The sequence below is a fragment of the Fodinibius salinus genome, assembly GCF_008124865.1.
In the GTDB taxonomy this organism is placed as follows: Bacteria; Bacteroidota; Rhodothermia; order Balneolales; family Balneolaceae; genus Fodinibius; species Fodinibius salinus.
In genome coordinates, this window is sequence record NZ_VNHY01000001.1 from 973,159 (window position 1) to 992,681 (window position 19,523).

At 42.5% G+C, this 19,523-nt stretch carries 15 protein-coding genes and 6 tRNA genes; 12 read left to right on the forward strand and 9 right to left on the reverse strand.

What is annotated here, in order from left to right; genetic code table 11:
• Position 1: 1 nt before the first annotated feature.
• The 6 genes from LX73_RS04385 to LX73_RS04410 all read right to left on the reverse strand — a co-directional run bounded on the left by LX73_RS04385 (position 2) and on the right by LX73_RS04410 (position 5,999).
• Positions 2–289, reverse strand: a complete 288-nt coding sequence (locus tag LX73_RS04385; RefSeq protein ID WP_148898247.1) for a 4a-hydroxytetrahydrobiopterin dehydratase — start codon at positions 287–289, stop codon at positions 2–4.
• Positions 290–293: 4 nt separating this feature from the next.
• Positions 294–1,901 carry a complex I subunit 4 family protein gene (locus tag LX73_RS04390; protein WP_148898248.1) on the reverse strand — a complete coding sequence of 536 codons (1,608 nt, stop codon included), beginning with the start codon at positions 1,899–1,901 and terminating at the stop codon, positions 294–296.
• Between the two features lie 13 nt (positions 1,902–1,914).
• On the reverse strand, positions 1,915–3,936 hold the full coding sequence (gene nuoL, locus LX73_RS04395) for an NADH-quinone oxidoreductase subunit L (RefSeq protein WP_148898249.1): 2,022 nt from the start codon (positions 3,934–3,936) through the stop codon (positions 1,915–1,917).
• A gap of 219 nt (positions 3,937–4,155) precedes the next feature.
• A complete protein-coding gene (gene nuoK, locus LX73_RS04400) occupies positions 4,156–4,458 on the reverse strand; it encodes an NADH-quinone oxidoreductase subunit NuoK (RefSeq protein WP_148898250.1) in 303 nt (100 codons plus the stop codon).
• Entirely contained in the window at positions 4,455–4,973 is a 519-nt protein-coding gene (locus LX73_RS04405) for an NADH-quinone oxidoreductase subunit J family protein (protein ID WP_148898251.1), read from the reverse strand. Before LX73_RS04405 ends, nuoK begins: the two co-directional genes overlap by 4 nt.
• Positions 4,974–5,183: 210 nt before the next feature.
• Positions 5,184–5,999, reverse strand: coding sequence for an undecaprenyl-diphosphate phosphatase (locus tag LX73_RS04410; RefSeq protein ID WP_148898252.1), 816 nt, complete (start codon positions 5,997–5,999; stop codon positions 5,184–5,186).
• A gap of 83 nt (positions 6,000–6,082) precedes the next feature.
• Between LX73_RS04410 and LX73_RS04415 the strand changes: the two genes are divergently transcribed.
• Complete coding sequence (locus LX73_RS04415; protein ID WP_148898253.1) at positions 6,083–7,081, forward strand: AAA family ATPase; 999 nt, start codon at positions 6,083–6,085, stop codon at positions 7,079–7,081.
• A 302-nt stretch (positions 7,082–7,383) separates the two neighbouring features.
• Here the strand turns inward: LX73_RS04415 and rpsA are convergent, their stop codons facing one another.
• Both rpsA and cmk read right to left on the reverse strand, forming a co-directional pair.
• A complete protein-coding gene (gene rpsA / locus LX73_RS04420) occupies positions 7,384–9,447 on the reverse strand; it encodes a 30S ribosomal protein S1 (RefSeq protein ID WP_148898254.1) in 2,064 nt (687 codons plus the stop codon).
• Positions 9,448–9,526: 79 nt separating this feature from the next.
• Positions 9,527–10,183: a (d)CMP kinase gene (cmk, locus tag LX73_RS04425; RefSeq protein WP_148898255.1), complete on the reverse strand. Its 657-nt coding sequence runs from the start codon at positions 10,181–10,183 to the stop codon at positions 9,527–9,529.
• Between the two features lie 153 nt (positions 10,184–10,336).
• On the opposite strand from cmk, the gene rpsT reads away from it, so the two are divergent.
• From rpsT to LX73_RS04440, 3 genes are all read left to right on the forward strand, one after another.
• Positions 10,337–10,588, forward strand: coding sequence for a 30S ribosomal protein S20 (rpsT, locus tag LX73_RS04430; RefSeq protein ID WP_148898256.1), 252 nt, complete (start codon positions 10,337–10,339; stop codon positions 10,586–10,588).
• 18 nt (positions 10,589–10,606) lie between these two features.
• Complete coding sequence (gpmI, locus tag LX73_RS04435; RefSeq protein ID WP_148898257.1) at positions 10,607–12,130, forward strand: 2,3-bisphosphoglycerate-independent phosphoglycerate mutase; 1,524 nt, start codon at positions 10,607–10,609, stop codon at positions 12,128–12,130.
• A 242-nt stretch (positions 12,131–12,372) separates the two neighbouring features.
• On the forward strand, positions 12,373–14,985 hold the full coding sequence (locus LX73_RS04440; RefSeq protein WP_148898258.1) for an ATP-dependent Clp protease ATP-binding subunit: 2,613 nt from the start codon (positions 12,373–12,375) through the stop codon (positions 14,983–14,985).
• Between the two features lie 93 nt (positions 14,986–15,078).
• Here the strand turns inward: LX73_RS04440 and LX73_RS04445 are convergent, their stop codons facing one another.
• On the reverse strand, positions 15,079–16,206 hold the full coding sequence (locus LX73_RS04445) for a hypothetical protein (protein WP_148898259.1): 1,128 nt from the start codon (positions 16,204–16,206) through the stop codon (positions 15,079–15,081).
• Between the two features lie 136 nt (positions 16,207–16,342).
• Between LX73_RS04445 and LX73_RS04450 the strand changes: the two genes are divergently transcribed.
• The 8 genes from LX73_RS04450 to LX73_RS04485 all read left to right on the forward strand — a co-directional run bounded on the left by LX73_RS04450 (position 16,343) and on the right by LX73_RS04485 (position 19,448).
• On the forward strand, positions 16,343–17,302 hold the full coding sequence (locus tag LX73_RS04450) for a glycosyltransferase family 2 protein (protein ID WP_148898260.1): 960 nt from the start codon (positions 16,343–16,345) through the stop codon (positions 17,300–17,302).
• A gap of 157 nt (positions 17,303–17,459) precedes the next feature.
• Positions 17,460–17,533 (forward strand) — tRNA-Pro (locus tag LX73_RS04455).
• 60 nt (positions 17,534–17,593) lie between these two features.
• Positions 17,594–17,667 (forward strand) — tRNA-Arg (locus LX73_RS04460).
• A gap of 17 nt (positions 17,668–17,684) precedes the next feature.
• Positions 17,685–17,755: transfer RNA gene (locus LX73_RS04465), tRNA-Cys, on the forward strand.
• Positions 17,756–17,767: 12 nt separating this feature from the next.
• Positions 17,768–17,840 (forward strand) — tRNA-Glu (locus tag LX73_RS04470).
• A 10-nt stretch (positions 17,841–17,850) separates the two neighbouring features.
• Positions 17,851–17,924: transfer RNA gene (locus LX73_RS04475), tRNA-His, on the forward strand.
• A 59-nt stretch (positions 17,925–17,983) separates the two neighbouring features.
• Positions 17,984–18,056, forward strand: a tRNA-Glu gene (locus tag LX73_RS04480).
• A 120-nt stretch (positions 18,057–18,176) separates the two neighbouring features.
• On the forward strand, positions 18,177–19,448 hold the full coding sequence (locus tag LX73_RS04485) for an MgtC/SapB family protein (protein WP_148898261.1): 1,272 nt from the start codon (positions 18,177–18,179) through the stop codon (positions 19,446–19,448).
• The last annotated feature ends 75 nt before the right edge of the window (positions 19,449–19,523 follow it).

Here is a 19,523-nt window from a genome sequence, read left to right on the forward strand (position 1 = left end):
ATTAGTTATACAGTGACTCGATGGTATTTGCGAGCTTAATATCTTTTTCGGTAACCTTCCCGCCGGCATCATGAGTACTCAGCGAAATGTTGACCGTATTATATACATTAAAAATTTCTGGGTGATGCACCTGCTCTTCCGCTTCAAATGCAATGCGATTGATAAAAGCCATGGCGTCCCGAAAATTATCAAAATTAAACTCTTTGCTCAGCTTGTCATTCTCGTGTGTCCAGCTAGGAAGGCTATTTAGTTCTTTTACAATCTGATCGTCGGATAGTGGTTCAGCCATTGTACTATTTTGTTTTTGTTTTGGATGCTAGTTCATCGGTAACATCATATAATGATGAGGCCCACTGTGGAAGTTCCTGCTGATTAGCCGAACGTTTAATGGCCATACGCTTTTCGTTGGATGATTCAAGAAGCTCCTGCACTTGTGCCTCAGAGTACTGCGTAAAGTCAACAGGACGGATACCAATCCATACCATAAAGATAACCAGTGGTACCAATAGTCCAATTTCGCGAGCATTTAAATCCACCAGCTCCTCATTTTCTTCGTGCTTTAAGGGACCAAACATTACGCGTTGATACATCCACAGCATATAAACGGCAGCCAGAATTACGCCCAACGCTGCCAATACTACAAATACATTTTGTGGTAACACTGCGGAGTTAAAAGTACCATTCAGAATCAAGAACTCACCAATAAAACCGTTCAATCCGGGCAGGCCAATAGAAGCCAGGGTAGCAATCATAAACATTACGGCAAAAACCGGTACCACTTTAGCAATGCCTCCGTAGTCTTCGATGTCACGCGTGTGAGTACGGTCATAAATCATCCCTACAATCAAAAAGAGAGCACCTGTAGAAAGCCCGTGATTAATCATCTGGATAAGCGCTCCCTGCACGGCAATGGTGTTAAAAGCAAACAAGCCGAGTACTACAAACCCAAGGTGACTGACAGAAGAGTAGGCCACTAATTTTTTTACGTCTTTCTGTACCATTGCTACTAATGCACCGTAGATTATGCCCACAACAGCCAACGTGGCCATATAGGGTGCAAAAGTTGTAAATGCATTAGGAAATAACGGCAGGCAAATGCGAAGCAGTCCATAGGTTCCCATCTTCAGCATAATAGCGGCCAGTACCACCGAACCTGCTGTAGGGGCTTCGGTATGAGCATACGGCAACCAAGTATGAAATGGAAATAGCGGCACCTTAATACAAAAGGCTAACGAAAATGCCAGAAATAAATAGGTTTGCTCAACTAATCCAATGTAATAGCCGTTACCGGAAAGGAAGCGCCAGTCCGTGGTAAATCCATATCCTTCGATGGCAGCTCCAGCGTCATATCCTACATAGATGAGCCCAACCAGCATAATCAACGATCCTACCAGCGTATATACAAAAAACTTGATCGTGGCGTGAATTCGATTCTTGCCCCCCCAAATTCCAATCAGGAAGTACATGGGAATCAACGAAAGCTCAAAGAAAACATAGAACACAATCAGATCCAGTGAGGCAAAAACGCCCATCGATGCCGTTTGCAAAAGCAACAACATGGCATAGTATCCCATCAAGTGTTTTTTAACCGAATCCCAAGATGAGAGAATAACAATGGGTCCCATCAGCGTTGTGAGCATAAACAGCAGCAGGCTTAATCCATCCAGTCCCAACAAATATTTAATATCCAGACCGGTCATAATAGGATTACCTTCGGTCAGATATTGGGCTGTTGCCGAGTTTGCAATATCAAAATTGAATAGTAGCGGCAGCGACAGCAAAAAGGTTGCGGAAGTTGTGAGCAGGCTTATCCATTTGGTGGCCTTATCATTGCGGATTGCCAGTATTGCGGCAATTCCGACAATCGGTAAATAAATACAGACGTTTAAGAGTAACTCCATTATTAGTTCTTTTTTACAGGATCAACATGCTTAGTATGAGGATAACGCCGAGAATAAATGCCAGAGCATAGCTACTGGTAACCCCCGTCTGGGTATAACGGAATACACTGCCAAACAGCCGCACTACCCCGCCAACCGTATTAACGACACCATCCACAATTTTCATATCAAATTTGGCTAATCCTTTGTCAGACATTCGAACAATAGGATCTACCACAACTCCTTCGTACAATTCATCGAGGTTGTATTTTTCTTTCCAAGTTTGATACAAACCTCCAAACCAATCGGAAAGCTTAGCGTCTGACGATTCGGTGGCTCCACTGCCGTACATGCGATAGGCACTATATACCCCGGCCACGGCAATAACGATGGAAATTCCCATCAGCATCCACTCGGTGGCGTGCGAAAGTGTAAGTCCAAAGTCGGCAGTAACGTTATGCAGCCAGTTATGCAGGAGGTTAATATGTTCTTCGTGGTGTGTAAAAGTAGCCAGTAAAAAGTTGGGGACACCCAGAAACCCACCAACTACCGATAAGCCACCTAATGTCCAAAGCGGTATGGTCATCGTCTTGGGACTCTCATGCAGAAATTTCTCTCCGCCGGCTGCTTCGCTAATCTTTTCAGGCAGCTTAAATTCTCCGTTAAAGGTTCCGAATGTGAGACGGAACATGTAAAAAGCCGTCAAGAACGCCGTGATGATGCCTATCCCCCAAAGTATCAGGTAAAGCGAACCAGCAAATTCACCAAATCCGGCGTTAAACGTAAAAGCTAAAATTTCATCCTTCGAGAAGAATCCAGCCAGCGGCGGAATGCCGGCAATGGCTATGGTCGCAAGCAAAAACGTTTTATAAGTCGAAGGCATATATTCTTTGAGCCCACCCATGAACCGCATGTCCTGCGGGTCGAAATGTACATCTTTACCCTCATTATGCAGGCCATGCTCTACATGCTCCATAGCATGAATTACAGAACCGGATCCCAAAAAGAGACAAGCTTTGAAAAATGCGTGTGTCACCACGTGGAACATGGCAGCCGTAAAAGCTCCAGATCCAAGTGCCAAAAACATATACCCCAATTGCGAAACGGTTGAGTACGCCAGTACACGTTTAATATCATTTTGGGTGATGGCAATAGTTGCCGCTACAAAAGCAGTCAACGCACCGATAACAGCAATAATCATCATAACCTCAGGCGCCATTACAAACATTTCGGACATCCGAGAGATTAAATAAATTCCTGAGGTTACCATCGTTGCAGCGTGAATAAGTGCCGAAACGGAAGTCGGACCGGCCATCGCATCAGGCAGCCACACAAAAAGCGGAATTTGCGCACTCTTACCGGTAGCCCCAATAAACATCAGCAGGCCAATCCAAAATTTGCCGTCCGCAGGAATAGCGTCAAGATTACCAAGCACCATATCAAAATCGAGACTGCCCACGTATTGGAAGGTCAAGAACATGGCAACGAGAAAAGCAAAATCTCCTACCCTGTTATACCAAAAGGCTTTACTGCCGGCAGCAGCGTTGGCCATGTCTTCGTACCAAAAGCCAATGAGTAAATATGAACAAAGGCCAACTCCCTCCCAGCCTAAGAAAAGCAACAGCAAATTATCAGCCATCACTAAGTTGAGCATCGCAAAAATAAAGAGATTCAGAAAAGCAAAAAACTTCCAATAACCCTCATCACCCCACATGTAACCAATGGAATACAAATGGATCAAAAACCCAACACCTGTTACAACCAACATCATCACAATTGAAAGCTGGTCGAGCTGGTAGGCAATATCTACGCTAAATGACCCGACTTCAATCCATGTGAAAAGCTCCGCAAAGACGGGTGCAGCTCCTTGCCCCATATTCAGAAAAAAGTAAACGGCGATGGCAAAGGGAATAAAAACAGCCAGATTTGCTATGGTACCAATAAGGGTCTTCTTTTCGCGAAAGGAGTCGGAAGACAGACCAATAAGGCCATTAATAAGAAATCCCAGCAGCGGGAAGAGTATAACCAGCGTTGTAAGCGTTGTAGCAGATTCCATTAACTATGATCTTTCAAGGTTTGTATCCTCATACATTTTAGGTCCAAATGCGTAGCCAATAACCCAACTTTTAAGGGTAAAATCACAAGTGGCAAAGATACAAAAAAGTGAGTGAAGGTAAAGAGTTTATTGCTGTTTAGACCCGTTATATGATCAAGGGAATATCTCTTACACGAGATGCTTTTATGTATCCAATTAACTTTTGATAACATCCAATTTCTACCAACGAAGCAAGTTAATATTACTGATGTCCACCGAAAGGTTATTGCGAAAAATGGCAATAATAATTGCCAGCCCTACTACGGCCTCAGCTGCCGCAATAGCAAGCGAAAAGAACACTAAAATCTGTCCGTCAATATTGCCGTAGTGACTGCTGAAAGAAACCAACGATAAATTAACGGCATTCAACATCAGTTCTACGCACATAAAAATCACAATGGCATTCTTGCGAATTAAGACACCAACAATACCAATACAAAACAATAGCGCACTCAGCGCCAAAAACCAGTCAATACCAATCATTTATTGTCCTCAGTTCTAACTTTGTGTTGTGCTATCATCAGAGCTCCGTTCATGGCGGCAGTCAAAAGCATAGCTATTATATGAAATGGAAGCAGGTACTTTGTATAGAGCACATCCCCTACTGCTTCTACCGTTCCCACTTCGGCCATTTTGGATGATATCATAGGTAATGTATCTGAAAAACTGCCAATACTGTACAGGATTTGAGCAAATACGCTAACGCCCAGTAAAAAAGCAACAAAATATTTTAACCGCAGCTTGTTAAACAAGCTTTGTTCTTCATCTACGTTCAATAACATAATGACAAACAAGAACAGTACCATAATGGCGCCAGCATATACCAAAATCTGAATGACAGCCAGAAACTGTGCCTGCAGCAATAGAAATAAACCTGCTAGTGACATCATATTAAAAACCAGAAAGAGTGCACTGTTGACGGTATTTTTACTTATCACCATCATCAGCGCGGAAGCAACTGCCAAAACAGCCAGAAAAATAAAGGAATACGTAATCATAAATATCTAATTATTTAGTGGCTTCAAAGGTAGATAAATTTGCCAACCTCATCAACACAAATCCGGATTTCAGCTTATATTTTTTAATCTTTAAAAGAGTAATCCTAGACTGTCAGGAATTGAGTAATAACAAAAAATTCGGTAATACTTATTACTTGTTATCCATTCATCTTATAAAAATTGTAGGAACTTCTGGCTAAAAATATCCCATCACCAAAAATAAATTAATCCCACTATACCTACCGCCCAACAGTACCAAGAAAAGGGGTGGATACCTTTTTTACTTAGTAAAATAATAAGATACTTGAGCGCAAAATATCCGGAAATAAATGACGTCACAAATCCAACGATAAGAACCAGCAATGCATCGAAAGAAACCCCCAGTTCTATCATCTCAAAAATTTTGAGTAGCATGGCCCCGCCAATGACAGGTATTACCATCAGAAAAGAAAAATTAGCTACCTTCTTCCTTTTAATTCCCAAGTACAACCCTAACGAAATAGTCGAGCCCGATCGGCTGATGCCGGGCAAAATAGCAAAGGCTTGAGCCAATCCAATACCAAATGCACTGCCAGCCGTAACATCTTTAGTAAATTGATCTCTAAAACGGGTAGCAAATAAAATGGTGCCGGTCACCAACAGCATAGCCGAAACGGTAACCGGATCATTAAATATATTGGTGATCACCTCTTCGAGCGTTAATCCCACGATCATGGCGGGGAGCATACTCAGTAAAATAAAGCCGGTGAGCTTGATGTTACTGTCTGTAGATATTTTATTAGAGAATTCAGCTGGATTTGCTACGAGTTGCCACAACGAAGACAGGATATCGGCAATATGGCGCCTGTAGTAAATGATAATACTGCAGAGGGTTCCAAAATGCACTACTACTTCGAAAGTAATGCTTTTATCCAGTTTGGTACCCAACAATTGTTCTGCTAATACCAGATGACCTGAACTGCTGATGGGCAAAAATTCAGTTAATCCCTGAATAAGTCCCAATAAAAAAGAATCTATGATTTCCATTTATTACCTTTAGACATTTATATTTCTGCGCAGGAAAATAGTTATTACATAATTGAATTCTAAATCAACCATTTAAGTTTGCCATGGATACATCCGTAGATATGGAAAAGCTGGGCCAGAAAATTGAAAAGTCCAGTGCATTTATTGAAGACATTTACACTGAGCTCGACAAAGTTATTGTTGGCCAGCAATATATGATTGATCGGCTGCTTATCGGGCTGCTTGCCGATGGACACGTACTGCTTGAAGGAGTGCCCGGGCTAGCGAAAACACTCACTATTTCTTCACTAGCTAAAGTTATTAATACTGATTTTCAACGCCTGCAGTTTACACCGGATCTGCTGCCTGCTGATCTGATTGGTACACTTATTTACAATCAAAAGGAGGCCGAATTTACTGTTAAAAAAGGACCTATTTTTGCGAACATTATTTTGGCTGATGAGATCAACCGATCCCCTGCCAAAGTTCAAAGTGCCTTGCTCGAGGCTATGCAGGAACAGCAAGTAACCATTGGCGAAAACACCTATGAGCTCGAAGATCCTTTTCTTGCTCTTGCCACTCAAAATCCGGTAGAACAAGAGGGAACCTATCCCCTGCCCGAAGCACAGGTTGACCGATTTATGATGAAAATAAACATTGATTATCCTACCGAGGATGAAGAGTTAGAAATTATGCGCAAAAATGCGCGCACCGGCGAAAAGCAAGTTCTGGAACCAGTCGTTGATGCTGATAAAGTGCTGGAGGCCCGTAAGGTTATTAATGAAATTTACGTAGATGAAAAAGTTGAAAAATATATTATCAACCTGATCTTTGCTACGCGGGATCCCCAAAAATACGGGCTCGATGACCTTGCTGAACTCATCAATTTTGGAGCATCTCCCCGTGCCTCTATTAATCTTAACCTCGCGGCCCGTGCACATGCCTTCATGGAACATCGTGCTTATGTTACGCCCGAAGATATTCGCACTGTGGCTATGGATGTACTGCGCCATCGCATTATTCCTACTTTCGAGGCTGAAGCTGAAAACATCAGCTCTGAAAACCTGGTCGAAAAGGTGATGAGCAAAATTCAGGTGCCGTAATTCCTGATATAGCTTCTATTAGAATCCTTTGCAAAACCATATGATCTGAAATTGTCATCGCGGACCCACGTTTTTTGGGCATGGTGATCCCCAATATTGTGGGGATTCCACATCTCGCTCATTCCATCTCCTCCATTCGCAATGACACAACGTTTTGCCAAGCCCTCCATTATCTATGGTATCATAGTACGTGCCATCCGGCACGAGGTCAAAACTGCTTCCCTTAAAGAAATTGACACCAAATAAAAAAGGCTCAGAGAGTAATTCTCTGAGCCTTTATAATTATTTATCTAAGCAGTCCGTTATTCTTCCTGATCGTCTGCCTCAGTTTCTTCTGCCTCTGAAGCTTCGGAAGAAGCGTCGCCTTCCTGTTCTTCATCTTCGGCCTTTTCACGAAACTTTTTGACTGCTTCTGCTTTCTGTTTCTCAGCCATCTCTTGTTTCAGATCAGCTAAGCCCGACATTTCACCAAGCGTTGGAGTACCTGTTTTGGTAGAAGAACCGGATTTTTGAGTATCCCGTTCTTTCTTAGGCTTAGACTCGGATTCAGACTTTTCCACATCTTCTTCGAACTGGCTGAGGGTAATATTTTTATCAGTTTCATCCAGTTCAATGACAAATGCTTCAACGCTGTCACCTTCCTCATACTCTTCAGCAGGCTCACCGTCGATTTCAGCCTTATCGGCTGGCAAAAATCCTTCCAGACCATGAGGCAATGAAACAAAGGCTCCTTTTTCGGTTGTTTTGGTAATCTCACCTTCAACCTCATTGGTACCTCCGTATTCCTCGGCAAGAGCTTCCCAAGGATTTTCCTCAATCTGCTTGTGACCAAGCGTTATGCGGCGGTTTTCAAAGTCGATAGCCAGAATGATGACTTCGATTTCTTCACCCTTGTCAATAACCTCATTTGGATGATTAATTTTTTCCGTCCAGCTGAGATCAGAAATATGGATGAGTCCGTCAATACCAGGTTCGAGTTCAACAAAGACTCCAAAGTTAGTGAGATTTCGAACCGTACCTTTATGCTTGGATCCAACAGGATAGCGACTGTCAATGTCTTCCCATGGATCTTTATCAAGCTGCTTAACACCAAGTGATATCTTCTTTTCAGGCTCATTAACATTAAGCACTACACAGTCAATAATGTCATCCTTGTCAACCAACTGCGACGGATGCTTAATGTGCTGTGTCCATGACATCTCGCTGATGTGAATCAATCCTTCAACGCCTTTTTCAAGCTCGATAAAGGCACCATAATCAGCAATAGAGACGACACGACCCTGTACCTGAATATTTTCAGGGTATTTGAGATCAATTTCATCCCAAGGATGTGGCTGCAGTTGTTTGAGGCCCAGTGAAACACGCTTGGACTCTTCGTCAAAGTCAATAACTGCAACATTAAGACGCTGATCAAGCGAAACAATTTCTTCCGGATGATCAACACGTCCCCACGAAAGATCTGTGATGTGTAAGAGACCGTCCACGCCTCCAAGGTCGATGAATACACCGAAATCGGTAATATTTTTGACAACACCCTCGAGCACTTGTCCTTCTTCAATTGTGGACAGAATTTCTTCGCGCTGTTCTTCCAGATCAGACTCAATAAGTGCACGGTGCGAGACCACTACGTTCTCGGCCGACATATTCAGTTTCACAACCTGAAATTCCATCGTCTTTCCGACATACGCATCAAAGTCGCGTACCGGGCGAACATCAATCTGAGATCCGGGCAAGAAGGCATCAATACCCATAATATCGGCGACCATACCTCCTTTGATACGGCGCTTGATATATCCTTCAATAACTTCGCCGGTTTCTGCAGCTCGTTCAATAGTCTCCCACGCATGCAAGATATCAGCCTTACGACGCGAAAGGATAAGCTGCCCTTCTTCATCTTCAACCTGATCAAGGAATACATCAACCTCATCACCAGGCTGCAAGTTCTCTACAACTTCATCGGGAAATTCATTAGCCTGTATAATGCCTTCGGATTTGAAGCCAATATCGACAACTACGTAATCATTATTAGCAGAGGCAACACGTCCGGTTACAATTTCCTTCTCTTCAATTTCATTGAGCGTGTTCTCATACATTCCGGCAAGCTCATGAAACTCTTCATCAGTATAATCTTCTGATTCAGCCTGCAGCTGGTCGTATGTGAAGGTTTCATCGCTTTCTACATCGCCGGAAAAAGTAACAATTTCTTCTGGTTCCGGAGCTGTTTCTTCTTCGATTTCAGCTTGTTCCTCTTCTACCTGTTCTTCTTTGGTAGTAGATTCAGCTGTAGTTTCTTCTTGAGACTCTTCAGTAACCGCAGTCTCTTCTTCGGTTTCGTTGTTTTGTTCTTGTTTTGATTCGTCTGTCATTATCTATGTTAGTTAAAATTACCGCATCCCAAAATTACAGGATGGGATTAGTGTTAGGATTAGTGATACAAATTAAAAATCAATTTAAAAGCTGTTCATTAATAGTTAAACAAATTCGATCAACCTGTTGTTCAAATGTCAAGTCAGTAGTATCAATTGATAGCGCATCTTTTGATTGTATCAATGGATCTTTATCTCGGCTTGTATCCTGCCGGTCACGTTCAGCAATATTCAATTTTACTTCTCGGTATGTAAGACCGGGATTATCTTTCTTAAGCTCATTATATCTCCTACGAGCCCGCTCGGATAAATCAGCATCCATATAAAACTTTAGCTTCGCATCGGGAAATACTGCTGTTCCCAAATCCCGACCTTCGGCAATATAAATACCGTCAGTAACGGCATCGCGCATTAACTCATTCACAAAAGTGCGGACTTTCGGCATCGCCGCAACCTTACTCACAAGATTAGCGACTTCGGGCGTCCGTATTTGGTCAGTCACCGAAGCGCCATCAATACATACATGAAACTGGCTATCAATGTAATAAAACGTAATCTTTTTCTGATCCAATAAACGAAAGAACGTTTCCGAATCCCGATTCGCTTCTAAATAAATAAGCGTTACAGCTCTATATAATGCCCCTGAATCGAGATACTCAATTTGTAATTTATCGGCTACGGCCTTGGCAGTTGTACTCTTTCCCGATCCGGCCGGCCCATCAATCACTATTATCATAATCGAAAGTCCCCTAATTTACCGTTATTTTTATAATTTTTCAATCATTGCTTGTTTAACAATTCCAGAAATTTTAACTTTGGGGCCATTCTGAAATAAGGAAGCAGATGATACAAAATAATTTGAAGAACTGATAAGAAAGATTACCAACTTATGCCACAACACAAATCAGCAGTTAAGCGAGTACGACAAAACGAAAAACGTCGGCAAAGAAACCAGAGCCAACGGTCAAAAATGAAAACGCTGGTTAAGAAAGCCATGGAAACAACTGATAAAGAAGAAGCTGAAGAAGCGGTAAAAGAAGCTACTTCTTATCTCGATAAGATGGCATCAAAAGATCTTATTCACGAGAACTTTGCTGCTCGCAAAAAGGCAAAACTCGATAAGCACCTACACAACCTGTAACTGTAGTTTCTAAAACCCTTGGCTAAACCGACCGATAAAGCACTTCTGGTTATCTTGGATGGTTTCGGTTTGGCTAAGAATAAGGATGTGAGTGCCATCGACCGTGCTCATACTCCATTTATTGATTCTCTTTTCTCTAACTATCCCCACTCTGCCCTATCGGCAAGCGGACGAGATGTGGGGTTACCCGATGGCCAGTTCGGGAATTCAGAAGTTGGGCATCTTAATATTGGTGCAGGGCGCATTGTTCCCCAAGAGTTAACACGCATTAATGATGCCATTGAGGATGGCCGCTTCTTTGAAAACGAGGCACTCTCTGCTGCTTTTGACAAAGCTAAACAGCACGGTCGCATCCATCTTATGGGTTTGTTTTCTGACGGTGGCGTGCACAGCCATAATAATCATTTGTTTGCCCTGCTACAGTTTGCAAAATCCATGGGTATTGAGGATACCTTTGTGCATGCTTTTACTGATGGACGCGATACTTCTCCCCACGATGGGTTAGAATATATCAAACAGTTTGAGAAGAAAGCTAAACAAATTGGGACGGGAAAAATTGCTTCAATCGTTGGCCGTTACTATGCAATGGACCGCGACCACCGGTGGGATAGAACTAAGATGGCTTATGACCTGCTCGTTCATGGCAAGGGACAATCCTTCGACAATCCGCGAGCAGCACTTCGTGCCTCTTATGACGGTGGAGTTACCGATGAGTTTGTAACACCGAAAATTATTGATCAATCGCCTGATTCGCGTATCCAAAAAGGTGATGTGGTTATTTTCTATAACATTCGCGGTGATCGTGCACGTCAATTAACACAGGCTTTTACCGAACAGGAATTCAACGATTTTGAAGTTCAAAAAGATCTGTCGCTTGACTACACTACCTTCACTGCTTACGACAGTACTTTTAAAAATGTAGAGGTTGCTTATCCGCCGCTGGAGCTCAATAATACGCTGGGCGAAGTAGTCAGCAATCACTATTTAAAACAATTGCGTATTGCTGAAACAGAAAAATATCCTCATGTAACATATTTTTTTAACGGCGGAGACGAACAACCATTTACCGGTGAGCAGCGAATTATTATTCCAAGTCCCAAGGTAGCTACTTACGATTTGCAACCGGAGATGAGTGCACCTGAAGTTACCGATGCGTTATGCGCACAATTGATGACGGAAAAAAATCACTTATGTATTCTTAATTTTGCCAACTCCGATATGGTTGGACATACCGGCGATATGCAGGCAGCAATACAAGCAGTAGAAACGATTGATGGCCAACTTAAAAAAGTGATGGAAACAGCTACCGATCACAATTATAAAGTGCTTATTATCGCCGATCACGGTAACGCAGACTGCATGATTAATAAGGACGGTTCGCCCCATACCGCGCACACCTCGGCCAAAGTGCCGGCAATAATTGCAGGCGAATACAGGGCTAAAACGCTGCAGGATGGTATATTAGCCGATGTGGCTCCCACCCTACTAAAAATGATAAATATTGACCAACCAGAAGAGATGACAGGATCAGCTCTCTTTTGAATCTCTTTATTTTTAGATACACACGTTTACTCACCTACAGTCGCAATCTAATTCTTTCGAAAGCTTAGTATAAATTTTAACAGCTTTTTGAAAGTTAAATTTGACAGTACGAAGACACCATATTAGTTTGCTTTTGCATCGAGGCCATACTACTTTCGATAAAGAAAAGTGAACTATTTTCTACACTCAATCGTTAATGCTACAGGCAAATAACCCAAAACTTAGAAGAAAGTTAGATGGATATGGAGGGTAATTTTTCAAGTAAAGTTCGAGATGTTATTCAATTTAGCCGTGAAGAAGCATTGCGGTTAGGGCATGACTATATTGGTACAGAACATCTTATACTCGGCATTGTACGGCTGGGAGAAGGTGTAGCTGTCAAAATACTAAAGAACCTTAACTGCGATCTCTTCAAGCTTAAAAAAACTGTTGAAGATACTGTTCGGGGAACGGGCGGCTCTGTAAAGGTGGGTAATATTCCTCTCACCAAACAGGCCGAAAAGGTTTTGCGAATTACTTATCTCGAAGCAAAGCTTTATAAGAGTGATACTATTGGTACCGAACACCTGCTACTTTCTCTGTTGCGGGATGATGAAAATATTGCTGCACAAATTTTACAGCAGTTTAGTATCTCTTACGATTCGGTACGCGAAGAATTAGACCTTATCATTTCGGGCAAATCCTCGGATGATAACCAGGGAGATTCACGTTCGGTTTCTTCCAGTCTTTCTTCATCCAAAGGCAGCTCAAAATCATCCGGAAGCTCTAAAGAAAAGAAAATGGACAAATCTAAAACCCCGGTACTCGATAATTTTGGTCGAGACCTTACCCAGCTGGCCGAAGATAATGAACTTGATCCGATTATTGGCCGTGAAGAAGAAATTGAACGCGTCGCCCAAGTACTAAGCCGCCGGAAAAAGAATAATCCTGTTCTAATTGGTGAACCCGGCGTTGGTAAAACAGCCATCGCAGAAGGATTAGCTTCTCGAATTGTCGAACGAAAAGTGTCTCGCGTTCTGTATGACAAGCGAGTCATCGCCCTGGATCTAGGTTCCCTCGTTGCCGGAACCAAATACCGAGGACAATTTGAAGAACGTATGAAAGCGGTGATGGGCGAACTGGAAAAAACGAAGGATGTCATTCTCTTTATCGATGAACTTCATACCATCGTCGGTGCTGGCGGAGCAAGCGGATCACTTGATGCTTCAAACATGCTAAAACCTGCTCTTGCCCGCGGCGAAGTACAAGCCATCGGAGCTACAACACTCAATGAATATCGCGAACATATTGAGAAAGATGGAGCCCTTGAACGACGCTTCCAGAAAATTATGGTTGATCCGACTACTAAAGAGGAAACGATGGATATTCTTACGCAAATTAGTGATCGCTATGAAGATCACCACAGCGTAAAGTATTCATCTGACGCTATCGAAGCCTGCGTAAATCTAACTGATCGTTATGTGACGGATCACTTTTTGCCCGACAAAGCTATTGATGCTCTTGATGAAGCAGGTGCACGTGTTCACTTGTCAAACATTCATGTGCCACAGCATATTATTGATCTGGAGGACGAGATTGAACAGACCAGCAATAAGAAAAATAGCATGGTCAAGAAACAGCGCTTTGAAGAAGCTGCTCGTCTGCGCGACAAAGAAAAACGCATGAAAGAAGAACTTGAGCAGGCACAGGAAGAGTGGAAAAAAGAATCTGAAGAGATTGTTTATGATGTTGAAGAAAAAGATGTCGCTCATGTCGTAGGTATGATGAGCGGCGTTCCGGTAAGCAAAATCAGCGAGAGCGAAAGCAAGAAGCTGGCCAACATGAAAGAAGAACTTTCAAAACAAATTATTGGCCAGAACGAAGCAATTGTTAAACTAACCAAGGCCATAAAACGAACACGCGCCGGACTTAAAGACCCTACCCGCCCTATCGGATCGTTCATCTTTCTTGGTCCTACGGGTGTTGGTAAAACCGAAATGGCCAAAGTCCTTTCAAGATACTTATTTGATAAAGACGATGCGCTCATCCGTATTGATATGAGTGAATATATGGAAAAATTCTCGGTCTCTCGCTTGGTGGGGGCTCCTCCCGGCTATGTGGGGCACGAAGAAGGTGGCATGCTCACCGAAAAAGTGCGGCGACAACCGTACAGTGTTGTACTCCTTGATGAAATTGAAAAAGCTCACCCGGATGTATTTAACATACTGCTACAAGTACTTGATGACGGTATTCTTACCGATAGCCTGGGCCGCAAGGTTGATTTTAGAAATACGATCATCATCATGACTTCAAATATCGGTGCAAGGGATATCCGTAGCCTGGGTGAAGGTATTGGGTTTTCGAACAGCGATACCAATTTCGATTATGAACAAATGAAGTCAACGGTACAGGATGCTCTCAAGAAAGTATTCAATCCGGAATTCCTGAATCGGATTGATGATGTTATTACGTTCCGTGCGCTGGAGAAAGAAGATATCTTTCAGATTATCGATATTCTGTCTGATGACCTATTTCAGCGTATCCACGAACTTGGTTACGAAGTTGAAGTAACGCAGGGAGCTAAAGACTTCTTAAGTGAGAAAGGATTTGACCAGAAATATGGTGCTCGTCCGCTTAAACGTGCTATTCAAAAATATGTAGAAGAACCACTGGCTGAAGAACTGCTGGAAGCAGATCATCCCGAAGGTTCTGAGATAAAGATCAAGATGAATAAATCACGTGATGGACTCACCTTTGGTTGGACTGAGGTAGATGACACTGCTAAAACTTCTGACAGTGAAGAAAGTTCATCTTCTGATGACGATACTGAATCAGAAGGCACGGATGAAGAGTCAAAGTCAGAGGCTAAGGCATAAGCTAGCTTCAGCAAATAAAGATAATAATCAGTAAAAGCCCGTTGGATTAATTCCGACGGGCTTTTTTATTATAACTGCTATTGTATCTCGGTATTAAAAGTCGGTTTCAATGCGAATCTCATTACTACCATTCTTTAGCTCATAACTGTCATCAGAAATCCTGATCAGCTTTGGCGTTAGCGCTTTTGTAAATCCAACTGATCCCGACAATTCTTTACTAACAATCGACCGTTTCTTAAGGTTTATAGCTTCAAATGACGGATTATCCAGCATTCCACTACCCGCTGAATAGTTACCGGTAAACGCTAAAATCAGGTCATCCTCTGGAAAATAATCCGCAAGAAATACTTTCCCATCTAAACTTGTGGATCCCAGTCTGTCGCCATCCAGCAACGAATAGACCATCACCCTGCTCGAAGAATAAAGAGTAATAAACCCATAGTCCGACGAAAATGATCCACCTTTCAAATTGTCATCAACAGAAATACTATTAAGCACATTTCCGTAAAGATCCATAATAACAGCTTTATCTTGTGCACCCGATTTACCGGTTATCAAGACAATAAGATCTCCATTGTCAGATATGGTAACATCTTTCAAGTATCGGTCTTGACTGTAAAAAATCTGCTCAAAATTATTATCTGCTCGTTTAGACTGCGCCCGAGATGCTAGCTTACCGTTTCTTTTTATTTTTGGATTATAAATAACGGTGCCAGACTGATCTTGGCTGGTCACAACCTGAGAAATCTTTTCACCTTGCTTACTTTGACTACTACTAGACATACTGGCTGCAACATTTCCGAATATATCATAAAAACTAAAACGTGTGATGTTATCGCGGAGCAGTACATGGCCGTTATTGGCGGAATATATCGCTTTTGAAGGGTCCGAAGTGCCTAAAGTAACGGTGCTGCTATAGGTAGTTAATAGCTTTCCTTTGGCATCATATACAGAAATTGTTCCATCGTCTCCCGATTGCTGCAAGACACTCACAATTGATTCATCAGCCGATACATCAACATCCAGAAAATCAGTAATCGTCTTCCCCGAACTGGAAAAACGAAGCCGATCAGATTTGATTGTTACTTTGTTGCCGTCAACTAAAAACGTGTTCCCATTATTATTACTTGTAGCAGCGGTTATAGACAGGCTAATTGATTGAGCCAACACAATAGAAGGAAACAGAACTATAAATAATACTCGTAAAGCGAATGCAGCCATATATACACCAATATTTTGTTAGTAAAATTGAAGTGTAAAGAACGCAATTATTTTCCAGAGTTTCAGCTGTAAGCCACTAAATTTTTGCAATAAAATTTGTAGGTTTGGTGCATTCAAAATTAGTTAACCCTGTACTATGTTTTTTTCTGTTGTTATCCCCGTCTATAATCGTCCCCAAGAAGTTGATGAATTGCTGGAAAGCCTGACGAGCCAAACTTACACAAATTTTGAGGTTCTTATTATTGAGGATGGTTCTGAAGATCATTGCAAAGAGGTAGTAAAGAGTTACAAAAAAGAACTGGATATTCGTTACTATTTTAAAGAAAATTCCGGCCAGGGATTTAGCCGAAACTATGGTTTTGAGCGAGCAAAGGGGGACTTTTTTGTTGTATTTGATTCCGACTGCCTGATACCGTCCCACTATTTTGAGACCGTCAATAACTATTTAAAAAAGCATTCGCTGGATGCTTATGGCGGTCCTGATCGCAAGCACAAAAGTTTTACACCGGTGCAAAAAGCCATTAGCTATGCCATGACCTCTCCTATTACAACCGGAGGAATTCGCGGGAATAAAAATCATGCCGGTACTTTTCATCCACGTAGTTTTAATATGGGTATTTCGCGAAAAGTATATGAAGAAACCGGTGGGTATCGCATCACACGGATGGGCGAAGACATAGAATTCAGCCTCCGCATTATTAATCACGGTTTTTCTACGGGATTAATCCCTGATGCTTACGTATATCATAAACGACGGACAGACCTGATACAATTTTTTAAACAACTCCATTTCTTTGGCCGTGCGCGCATCAACATCAGTCGATTCTTTCCATCAGAAGTTAAGTTAATACACTGGCTGCCGGCTCTATTTACACTGGGCACATTATTTCTACTGAGTCTTCCTTTATGGAATATGCCGCTCTTTGACATACTGGTCCTTCCCTACCTCGCACTATTTTTACTTATTTTTGTACATTCTTGGTATATCAATGATAACATTTTTATTGGCCTGCTGGGCACGGTAGCATCATTTACACAGCTTACAGCCTATGGTATTGGTTTTATGAGTGAACTATGGACCAAGCTCAGGGAGTAAAATTCTTCTCGTTTTCAAATTGATTTGAGACGAGAATAATCTTATATTTGTCATCTTTCTGAAAGGCTTGATTGGTATTTAATAAAAGCCTTCAGTTTTCTTTGAAATATTGAACGTATTATGCAAAAACAGTCCGGCAAAATTGTTTTTGCAACTACGGGGAGTAGCGCAGTCCGGTAGCGCATTCGCTTTGGGAGCGAAGGGTCGCAGGTTCAAATCCTGTCTCCCCGACATTTGTATTTTTTCTTTAAATGATCGTAAATTGATCATTTAGTAGTCATACAGACAGGAGCGCCCGTAGCTCAACTGGATAGAGCAACTCCCTTCTAAGGAGTAGGTTACAGGTTCGAGTCCTGTCGGGCGTACTGAAGAACGCTTTTTTGGCGACGTGGCCGAGTGGCTAGGCAGAGGTCTGCAAAACCTCCTACGGCGGTTCGAGTCCGCCCGTCGCCTCTTCAATGATATGCCGCGTTCGTCTAGGGGTTTAGGACGCTGCCCTTTCACGGCAGTAGCACGGGTTCGAATCCCGTACGCGGTACTCTGTTATGGAGCTTGTAGCTCAGTCGGTTAGAGCGCCAGGTTGTGGTCCTGGAGGCCATGGGTTCGAATCCCATCAGGCTCCCTCTGTTAAAACCTGTCGGGATTCCATACCTGACAGGTTTAACACTTTACTTCGATTATGCCGCGTTCGTCTAGGGGTTTAGGACGCTGCCCTTTCACGGCAGTAGCACGGGTTCGAATCCCGTACGCGGTACGGTAAAAGCCTCTGCAGGTTTAAATACTTGCAGAGGCTTTTTTTATTGGTAAATTGTGAATCCTTCAGAAGTCCCCTTATAATCATAGATTACTGATGTAAAGTAAATTTTATCTGCTTATGGACCTTGATCTAACGGTAATTTGGAACCTCCTTTCTGCGCTTGGTATCGGTCTGCTAATCGGTATTGAACGCGGATGGAATGGACGGCTCGAAGACGAAGGAGACCGCGTGGCAGGAATCCGTACTTTTAGCCTTGTCGGTCTGTTTGGAGGGGTCTGGACGGAAGTAAGTCAATTCATCAATGAATGGATTCTTGCCGTCGCATTCCTTGCTTTAGCAGCTCTTGTGATCACATCTTATATAATAGAGGCCAAAGTTGAAGAAGAAAAGGACTTAGGTATTACCACCGAAATTGCCCTCCTACTTACTTTCACTTTGAGCTCTTGGGCTGCTTTCGGATACCATGCTTATGCGCTTGGCACTACCGTTGTGGTTATCTCACTATTAAGCCTCAAGCCAACGTTGCATAACTGGTTACACAAAATTGAAGTCAAGGAAATATATGCCGGCATAAAGCTATTGATTATCACCGTTATTCTTTTACCCCTGTTGCCTAATAAAGGCTATGGCCCTTGGGAAGCCATTAACCCTCACTGGATCTGGTGGATGGTTGTACTCATCTCCGGACTATCTTTTATCGGGTACACCCTTATAAAATATCTGGGGGAAGATAAAGGAACCATGCTAACAGCTATAACGGGAGGCTTGGCTTCATCCACAGCTGTTACTTTGAGTCTTGCACAATTTGCTCGACAACAAAAAAAGATTGTCAGTGGAATCTTTATTGGAGGTGTTCTTGTAGCCTCTGCAATTATGTTTGTACGCGTCGGCATTGAGGTTGCAATTGTAAACAGTACTCTGCTTTATCCCCTTTGGATTCCACTGACTACCATGTCGATACTAACATTGGGAAGCGGATTCTGGCTTTGGCAAAAACATCTTCAGCTGGAAGACGATCAACCGCCTATTGAATTAAAAAATCCGCTACAATTTATTACCGCTTTACAGTTTGGGCTACTGCTTGGGGTTATTTTACTGCTAGCCACCGCCATGGAACAATGGTATGGGGATCAGGGTATTTATCTGTTATCACTGTTTTCGGGACTAATGGATGTTGATGCCATTACGCTTTCGCTTTCACGCATGGCTCAAGAGGGAACCGATTCAAGTGTAGCAACTCTTGGAATTGTAATTGCGGTTATTACCAACACCTTGGTTAAAGCCGGGTTGTTCATTTTCTGGGCCGGCTTTGAAAAGAGCAAGCAATTAATATGGCTCATTACAATCATTTGCATTACCGGAATCATAAGTCTCTTACCGGTGCTATAGGTAGCTTAACAATTTCCTTACTTCGCTATTTTTCGGGCAGCTTATCAAACAGCAAAAGTTTTTCAACCCGTAATC

Coding starts and splice junctions, on each gene's coding strand:
- LX73_RS04445 (WP_148898259.1), bottom strand. CDS start 16,206: ATGGCTGCATTCGCTTTACGAGTATTATTTATAGTTCTGTTTCCTTCT.
- LX73_RS04485 (WP_148898261.1), top strand. CDS start 18,177: ATGGACCTTGATCTAACGGTAATTTGGAACCTCCTTTCTGCGCTTGGT.
- LX73_RS04385 (WP_148898247.1), bottom strand. CDS start 289: ATGGCTGAACCACTATCCGACGATCAGATTGTAAAAGAACTAAATAGC.
- LX73_RS04440 (WP_148898258.1), top strand. CDS start 12,373: ATGGAGGGTAATTTTTCAAGTAAAGTTCGAGATGTTATTCAATTTAGC.
- nuoL (WP_148898249.1), bottom strand. CDS start 3,936: ATGGAATCTGCTACAACGCTTACAACGCTGGTTATACTCTTCCCGCTG.
- LX73_RS04405 (WP_148898251.1), bottom strand. CDS start 4,973: ATGATTACGTATTCCTTTATTTTTCTGGCTGTTTTGGCAGTTGCTTCC.
- rpsT (WP_148898256.1), top strand. CDS start 10,337: ATGCCACAACACAAATCAGCAGTTAAGCGAGTACGACAAAACGAAAAA.
- LX73_RS04415 (WP_148898253.1), top strand. CDS start 6,083: ATGGATACATCCGTAGATATGGAAAAGCTGGGCCAGAAAATTGAAAAG.
- nuoK (WP_148898250.1), bottom strand. CDS start 4,458: ATGATTGGTATTGACTGGTTTTTGGCGCTGAGTGCGCTATTGTTTTGT.
- LX73_RS04390 (WP_148898248.1), bottom strand. CDS start 1,901: ATGGAGTTACTCTTAAACGTCTGTATTTATTTACCGATTGTCGGAATT.
- cmk (WP_148898255.1), bottom strand. CDS start 10,183: ATGATAATAGTGATTGATGGGCCGGCCGGATCGGGAAAGAGTACAACT.
- rpsA (WP_148898254.1), bottom strand. CDS start 9,447: ATGACAGACGAATCAAAACAAGAACAAAACAACGAAACCGAAGAAGAG.
- LX73_RS04410 (WP_148898252.1), bottom strand. CDS start 5,999: ATGGAAATCATAGATTCTTTTTTATTGGGACTTATTCAGGGATTAACT.
- LX73_RS04450 (WP_148898260.1), top strand. CDS start 16,343: ATGTTTTTTTCTGTTGTTATCCCCGTCTATAATCGTCCCCAAGAAGTT.